Genomic DNA, 6823 nt, shown 5'->3' with positions numbered 1-6823 from the left:
CTAAGTCCACCTCCTTCGCAAGAGTTCGAAAGGGCGGCTTCGGCCGCCCTTTCTTTTTGCGTGGACGGGAAGTCCATACAGCCACCCATCTCTTTGGACGTGGCGGTCCGGCCTTTGGCCGGTCCGGCAGGTGGCATGGACTTCTAAGTCCACCTCCTTCGCAAGAGTTCGAAAGGGCGGCTTCGGCCGCCCTTTCTTTTTGCGTGGACGGGAAGTCCATACAGCCACCCATCTCTTTGGACGTGGCGGTCCGGCCTTTGGCCGGTCCGGCAGGTGGCATGGACTTCTGAGTCCAACCCCTTCGCGAGAGTTCGAAAGGGCGGCTTCGGCTGCCCTTTCTTTTTGCGCGGACGGCTCGTAACAAACCGCAGAAATCCGGGCCGTTTGGAGGTTGTTAAAAAAATCTTGCACCCGGCCTGAACCAAATCGGCAGATGCGGCGTTTCTTCGGTGCACCCCGCGGCGAACATGCCCCCTCAGTTTCGCCGACCCGCGCGGCCCCGCCTCCAGCTAAACCGCGCCAGAACCGGCTGACTTTCCCCCGAGTCAGCCGGTTTTCTCTTTTCTGCTCCCCCACACGCTGCCACGCCTGTTCCCTTCCCGAGCGGCGCACCTATTTCTGCTCCCGTGGCGCGCCGGACAGCTTCGCGCGCCCATCTTCAGACATATCGCAGCGGGGACAGCTGGATGATTACGCTTAAAATCAACGGTGAAGAAGCATCCGTGGATGCCGAACCGGAAACGCCACTCCTGTGGGTGATCCGCGACGAGTTGAAGCTGACCGGCACGAAGTTCGGGTGCGGGCTTGCCCAGTGTGGCGCCTGCACAGTGCATGTGGATGGCACGCCGACGCGCTCCTGCCAGACCTTCGTCGGCGACGTGGAAGGCGCGGAGATCACCACCATCGAAGGCTCCGACAGCGCCGCCATGTCCGCGTTGCAGGCGGCCTGGATCGAGATGGACGTTCCGCAGTGCGGCTACTGCCAGTCCGGGCAGCTGATGTCGGCGGCAGCACTCCTCACCGAGACGCCGAAGCCCAGCGACGAAGACATCGATAGCGCGATGGACGGCAACCTGTGCCGCTGCGCCACCTATGCCCGCATCCGTGCCGCAATACACCGCGCAGCCGACCTGATGGAAGCCTGAGGGGGCGACACATGAACAAGCACATCATGCAGAATTTTCGCCGCGCCACGCAAAGCTCGCGCCGCAGCTTCCTGAAGCTGACGCTCGGAACCGGGGCGGGCCTCGTCATCGGCGCGCACTTGCCCGCGCCGGCTGCCGCTGCCACCGAAAACGGAGCCACGTGGTTCAACCCGTTCGTGGCGATCAATCCCGATTCCACGGTCACGGTGTTCATCAAACATCTCGACAAGGGACAGGGCGTCTATACCGGCCTCGCGACGCTGGTGGCGGAAGAGCTCAATGCCGCCCACGACCAGATCCGACCGCAATTCGCGCCCGCCGATGCCTCGCTCTATGCCAACCTCGCGTGGGGCAACATCCAGGGGACGGGCGGGTCCAGCGCCATTGCCAACTCCTTCGAGCAGTACCGCCGCGCCGGTGCCTATGCCCGCGACATGATGCTGGCGGCTGCCGGCAAGCAGTGGGGCGTGCCGGTCGCCGAAGTGCGTATCGAGAACGGCATCATCTCCCATCCCGGCGGTATGCAGGCGACCTTCGGCGAGATGGCCGAACCGGCGACCAAGCAGCCGGTGCCGGACTATTCCGTCCTCAAGGACCCGAAGGACTTCCGATACATCGGCAAGGAGTTCAAGCGGCTCGACACACCGGCAAAGTCCAACGGCACCGCAATCTACACGCAGGACCTGCACCTCGACGGGATGATGACCGCCGTCATCGCGCATCCGCCGAAATTCGGCGCGACGGTGAAAGCCGTCGATGACGCCGCCGCGCTAGAGGTGAAGGGTGTCGATGCCGTCGTGCACGTGCCGCACGGCGTCGCCGTGATCGCCAGCAGCATGTGGGCCGCCATCCAGGGCCGCGAGGCACTCGAGATCGCGTGGGACGAAACCGAGGCCGAGACGCGCGGCAGCGAGGAACTTGCCGCCGCCTACCGCGCGGCTATGGACGGTGAAGGCACCGTCCTGCGGGACGATGAAGGCGTGGCCGATGCCCTCACCGGTGCCGCGACCATCATTGAGCGGGAATACGTGTTCCCGTTCCTCGCCCACGCGGCGATGGAGCCGATGAACGCCATCGTGCAGGTCGGCGAAGACGGGGCGACGCTGTGGACCGGTTCGCAGATCCAGACCGTCGATCAGGGCGCGGTTGCCGCGACGCTCGGGCTGACACCCGACAAGGTGCGTGTCGAAACCCTCTTCGCGGGCGGGTCTTTCGGGCGGCGCGCGCTGCCGACCTCGCAGCAGAACGTCGAGGCCGCCGAGATCGCCAAGGCACACGGCAAGGGCGTGCCGGTGAAGCTCGTCTATACCCGCGAGGATGACATGCGCGGCGGCTACTACCGCCCGATGGTCATCCACCGGGTGCGTGCCGGGCTTGACGGCGATGGCAACATCGTCGGCTGGGACCACAAGATCGCCAGCCAGTCCATCCTGCGTGGCACCAGCTTTGAAGGCATGATGCAGGGCGGCCCGGACTTCACCATGATGGAAGGCGCCCACCCCAATTATTACGGCGTGCCGCGCGCGCGGTTCGAGCTGTTCGAGGTCGAATCCGGCGTGCCGGTCCTGTGGTGGCGCTCGGTTGGCCACACCCACACGGCCTACGTGATGGAGACGATGATCGACGAACTGGCGATGGCCGCGGGCAAGGACCCGGTCGCGTTCCGCCTGTCGCTGCTCAAGGCCGGCGCGCGCGAACGCGGCGTGCTGGAACTCGCCGCCGAGAAGGCCGGGTGGGACAGCGCGCCCGCCGAAGGGCGCTTCCGCGGCGTCGCCGTCCACAAGAGCTTCGACACCTACGTGGCGCAGGTTGCGGAAATCTCAGTCACTGACGGCACGCTCAAGGTCGAAAAGGTCGTCTGCGCCGTCGATTGCGGGCTGGCAGTCAACCCGGACATCATCGCCGCCCAGATGCAGGGCGGCATCGGCATGGGCCTTGGCGCTGCGATGCGCGAGAAGATCACGGTGAGCGGCGGTGAGATGCAGGACGGGAACTTCGACACCTACCTGCCGCTTCGCATGAGCGACATGCCGCAGGTCGAGGTGCACATCCTGCCGTCCACCGCCGACCCGACGGGCGTCGGTGAGCCGGGCCTGCCGCCCATCGCGCCGGCTGTCGCCAATGCGTTTGCGGCATCGGGCGGTGAGCGCATCACCACCCTGCCCTTCGCCGATCACGGGATCGTCTGACGTGCTTGAATGATTTGGCGCTGAGCGCGCGTGCAGCTTAGACTGGGTGCGGGAGGTCCACCCGATGCGATACCTGAGCAGCCTGATTTTCGGGCTTGCCGTGTTCTGCACGGCGGCCACCGCACGCGCGCAAGGGCAGTTGCCCGATAGCGAAGAACCGATCAGCCAATGCCTGGCAATCGCGCGGGGGCTAGGCGGCGTGCAATACGCATCCCTCACCCCGGTCGCGATGGAGCCGGGTGACGTCACCATCACCTTTGTCGGCCATTCGACCTTCCGCATCGAGACAGCGGGGGGCGTGGTGATCGCCACCGATTTCGACGGGCGTACCGGCGAGGGCCGCACCCCGGACGTGGTGACCATGAACCGGGCGCATCACACCCACTACACGCTGAGCCCGGACCCGGCCATCCCGCATGTCCTGCGCGGCTGGGGCGAAGGCGGCGAGCCCGCGCGCCATCGCATGAAGCTCGAGGACGTCTATATCCGCAACGTGACGACGGATATTCGCGGCGGGTTCGAGGTCGGTGCCATGGCCGACGGCAATTCGATCTTCATTTTCGAGGTTGCGGGCCTGTGCATCGGCCATCTTGGCCACCTCCACCACGAACTGTCCGCCTCCCAGCGCGCCAAGATCGGGCGGCTCGACGTGGTGATGGTGCCGGTGGACGGCAGCTACACCATGGCGCAGGGCGAGATGATCGGCGTGCTGCAGGACTTGCGTGCAAGCATCGTGCTGCCCATGCACTTCTTTGGGTCCTACACGCTCGAACGGTTCGTCGAGGGCATGAAGGACGGCTTTCGCGTCGAATACAGCGACACGCCCACCATCACCGTGTCGCTGCGCGACCTTCCCGATACGCCGGCCGTCATCGTGCTGCCGGGCTACTAGCATTCCAGGACATTTCCCCATGAGCGAAGAACACAAGGCCGGTGGCTACACCTATGCCCACGAGGCCGCCGAGCCGGGCAACCCGCTGACGCTGATCCTGCTGCACGGAACGGGGGGAGACCACACGTCCTTCATCGGGCTTGGCCGGCTGGTTGCGCCGGGTGCGGAACTGATCGCGCTGAAGGGCGACGTGGACGAGAACGGCAACCTGCGTTTCTTCCGTCGCACCGGCGAAGGCATCTACGACATGGATGACCTGAAGCTGCGCACCTACCGCGTGGCCGATGCCATCGACACGCTGCTGGAGAAGCACGGTCGCGCGCGGGAAAACGCGATCGCGATCGGCTATTCCAACGGTGCGAACCTGATCGGCAACCTGCTCTATGCCGAACCGGACCGGATCAACGCCGCCGTGCTGATGCACCCGCTGCTGCCCTACGAGCCGGAGGGCGAACGCGCGCTCGGCAACAAGCCCGTGCTCATCACATATGGGCGGCGCGACCCCATCGTGCCCACAGACCACGTGCAGGAGATCGTACAGCGGCTGCGCCAGCGCGGCGGCAAGGTGTCCGCGCAACTGCTGGAAGCCGGCCACGAGGTGCGCGAACCGGAACTTACCGCGATCCGCAACTGGATCGAGAGCGTTCGCGACGATCCCGACGACGACTAAACTTTTTCCTTTGCGCCAAAGGTTTTGCTGCCCTAGGGTCAGTTCCATTGCCTGGGGGAACTGGACGCTTGATTGTCGCGCGGAGCCGAATGCTCAAGGCGGTGTTTGCCACTGCCACGCTTGCGCCGTGCGCGCTCGCGCAGCCATCGGCTGCGCAGGACCCGCGCTTCGAAATCTTCTCGGGCGCAGAACTTTCCGTCACCAGCCGCTTTCTGTATTCCGGCGTCATCGTCGCGCCCTTCGGCGGGCTGGACACGCCGGGTCTGCGGCTGCGCGCCTATGGCGGTGCGGGCGACTACAAGCTTGATGACGGGACATGGGTAGCAAAGCAGGCCGGCCACGCGCTGATCGGTTGGGCGCACTGGTGGGGCAATCATGGCCTCACGCTGTATGCCGGGATATCGGGCGAGCATCACGATGCCGCCCCCACCCAGAGCAAGCACGGCACCGAACTCGGCGCTTCGGTTCTGGCGGAAGGCTGGTGGCGGGTTGCACCGGACACAATCCTGTCGGCGTCCGCCGGCTATACCGATGTTTACGAGAACGTATCGGGCCGGATCGGCGTCACCCATGCGCTGAACGAACGCTGGGGGCTGATCGGCGAGGTTCGCGGCGGGGACGATATCGACGGAGCGTACTGGGCGGCAGGCGCCGGCGTCACCGCGCACTACCGCGGCTATGACGCCGCACTTGTGGCAGGCCTTTCCGGCGATGAAGACGATTCAGGCTTTTCGCTGCGCGCGCAGTTTTCCACCCGGCGCTAGGGCTACTTAACTTAACCCAGCGTTCCCTGCATCGCGACGATGCGCTGGTGCGCCTGCTCGATGCGGCCGCGCGAAATGCGCCCGTCATCCACCGCAGCCTTCACCGTCGCAATCATGCGAGCGGGCAGGTTCTCGTCCGGCTTGGCGGAATTCGACAGCATGATGATGTCGTTGCCTGCCGCGATGGCGCGAACCACCGCCTCGTCCAGCGCGTAGCGCTTGCGGATCGCGCCCATGTCGAGATCGTCGGTGATGACGATGCCGCGATAGCCGAGATTGCCGCGCAGCACGCCCTCGATGGCGCGCTGGGACAGGGTCACCGGCTCGTCGGCCTCGCCCACGAAACCGCTGTGGTAGAGGTGCGCCGTCATGATGGCGTCCGCCTCGCCGGCGAGATCCGCGAAGGGCTGCAACTCGGCCTGCGACCACGTCTGGGAAATGTCGACGAAGCCGTCATGGCTGTCGCCGCGCGAAGAGCCGTGGCCGGGGAAGTGCTTCAGCGCGCAGGCGACGCCCTTGCCGTGATGGCCCTTCAGGAATGCCCGGGCATAGGTGGTGACCGTCTGCGCATCGCGGCCCCAGGCGCGACCCCACTTGCCGACGACCGGGTTGGCCGGGTCCACCTCGAGATCAACGACGGGCGCGAGGTTGAAGTTGAACCCCGCCGCGCGCACTTCGGACGCCATGGATGCATAGAGCGCCTGCGCCTGCTTCGGCGACATGGAGGCCGCCACCTCGCGGGCGCGCGGGATCGAGCGGTAGCCGAGCTTGCTGCCGAGGCGCTGCACCGCGCCGCCTTCCTGATCGAGCGATATCAGCGCCTTGGTGCCGGAATTTGCTTCCGCGAACATCTTGGCAAGGCCCTCGACGCCGGACTTCGACTTGAAATTGTGCCCGAGGAACACGACGCCGCCGGCTTCGCCCGCGCCGACCTGGCGCGCAAGACGCTGCGCCCACGCGGCGGAGCGGTCGGCCCCGAGGAAACCCAGCATCAGCATCGAGCCGATGAGCGGGGCGAGACCGGCTGCGGCGCGCGCGACATGGGGCGCACCGAGGGTACCTGTCGCCAGCGTTGCCACCGAGGCCGTGAGGCCGAGGGCAAAGCTCCGGCGGGACGGGCGGATGGTCGAAGACATGGCGTTCTCGCTTGCGTTGGGCCGGAC

Annotated in this window: 6 protein-coding genes; 5 read left to right on the top strand and 1 reads right to left on the bottom strand. The window is 66.0% G+C overall.

Annotated features, from left to right (window positions below):
- Positions 1-686 precede the first annotated feature (686 nt).
- The 5 genes from ACKTEK_RS01650 to bcsS all read left to right on the top strand — a co-directional run bounded on the left by ACKTEK_RS01650 (position 687) and on the right by bcsS (position 5660).
- Positions 687-1145 (top strand): (2Fe-2S)-binding protein, encoded by a 459-nt coding sequence (locus ACKTEK_RS01650; protein WP_409163498.1) that lies wholly within the window; start codon positions 687-689, stop codon positions 1143-1145.
- 11 nt (positions 1146-1156) lie between these two features.
- The gene (locus ACKTEK_RS01645) at positions 1157-3334 is read left to right on the top strand and encodes a molybdopterin cofactor-binding domain-containing protein (RefSeq protein ID WP_409163497.1); all 2178 of its coding nucleotides are present in this window, start codon (positions 1157-1159) and stop codon (positions 3332-3334) included.
- Positions 3335-3398: 64 nt separating this feature from the next.
- Positions 3399-4226 (top strand): MBL fold metallo-hydrolase, encoded by an 828-nt coding sequence (locus ACKTEK_RS01640; protein ID WP_409163496.1) that lies wholly within the window; start codon positions 3399-3401, stop codon positions 4224-4226.
- A 19-nt stretch (positions 4227-4245) separates the two neighbouring features.
- Complete coding sequence (locus ACKTEK_RS01635) at positions 4246-4896, top strand: alpha/beta hydrolase (protein WP_409163495.1); 651 nt, start codon at positions 4246-4248, stop codon at positions 4894-4896.
- An 89-nt stretch (positions 4897-4985) separates the two neighbouring features.
- Positions 4986-5660, top strand: coding sequence for a cellulose biosynthesis protein BcsS (bcsS, locus tag ACKTEK_RS01630; protein WP_409163494.1), 675 nt, complete (start codon positions 4986-4988; stop codon positions 5658-5660).
- Between the two features lie 11 nt (positions 5661-5671).
- Here the strand turns inward: bcsS and ACKTEK_RS01625 are convergent, their stop codons facing one another.
- Entirely contained in the window at positions 5672-6796 is a 1125-nt protein-coding gene (locus tag ACKTEK_RS01625; protein WP_409163493.1) for a glycoside hydrolase family 3 N-terminal domain-containing protein, read from the bottom strand.
- Positions 6797-6823 lie beyond the last annotated feature (27 nt).

The organism is Tepidamorphus sp. 3E244 (assembly GCF_046159835.1).
Classification (GTDB): domain Bacteria; phylum Pseudomonadota; class Alphaproteobacteria; order Rhizobiales; family Tepidamorphaceae; genus JACKJK01.
Note: the sequence above shows the minus strand (reverse complement) of the source record. Positions and strands in the feature narration are given on the sequence as shown.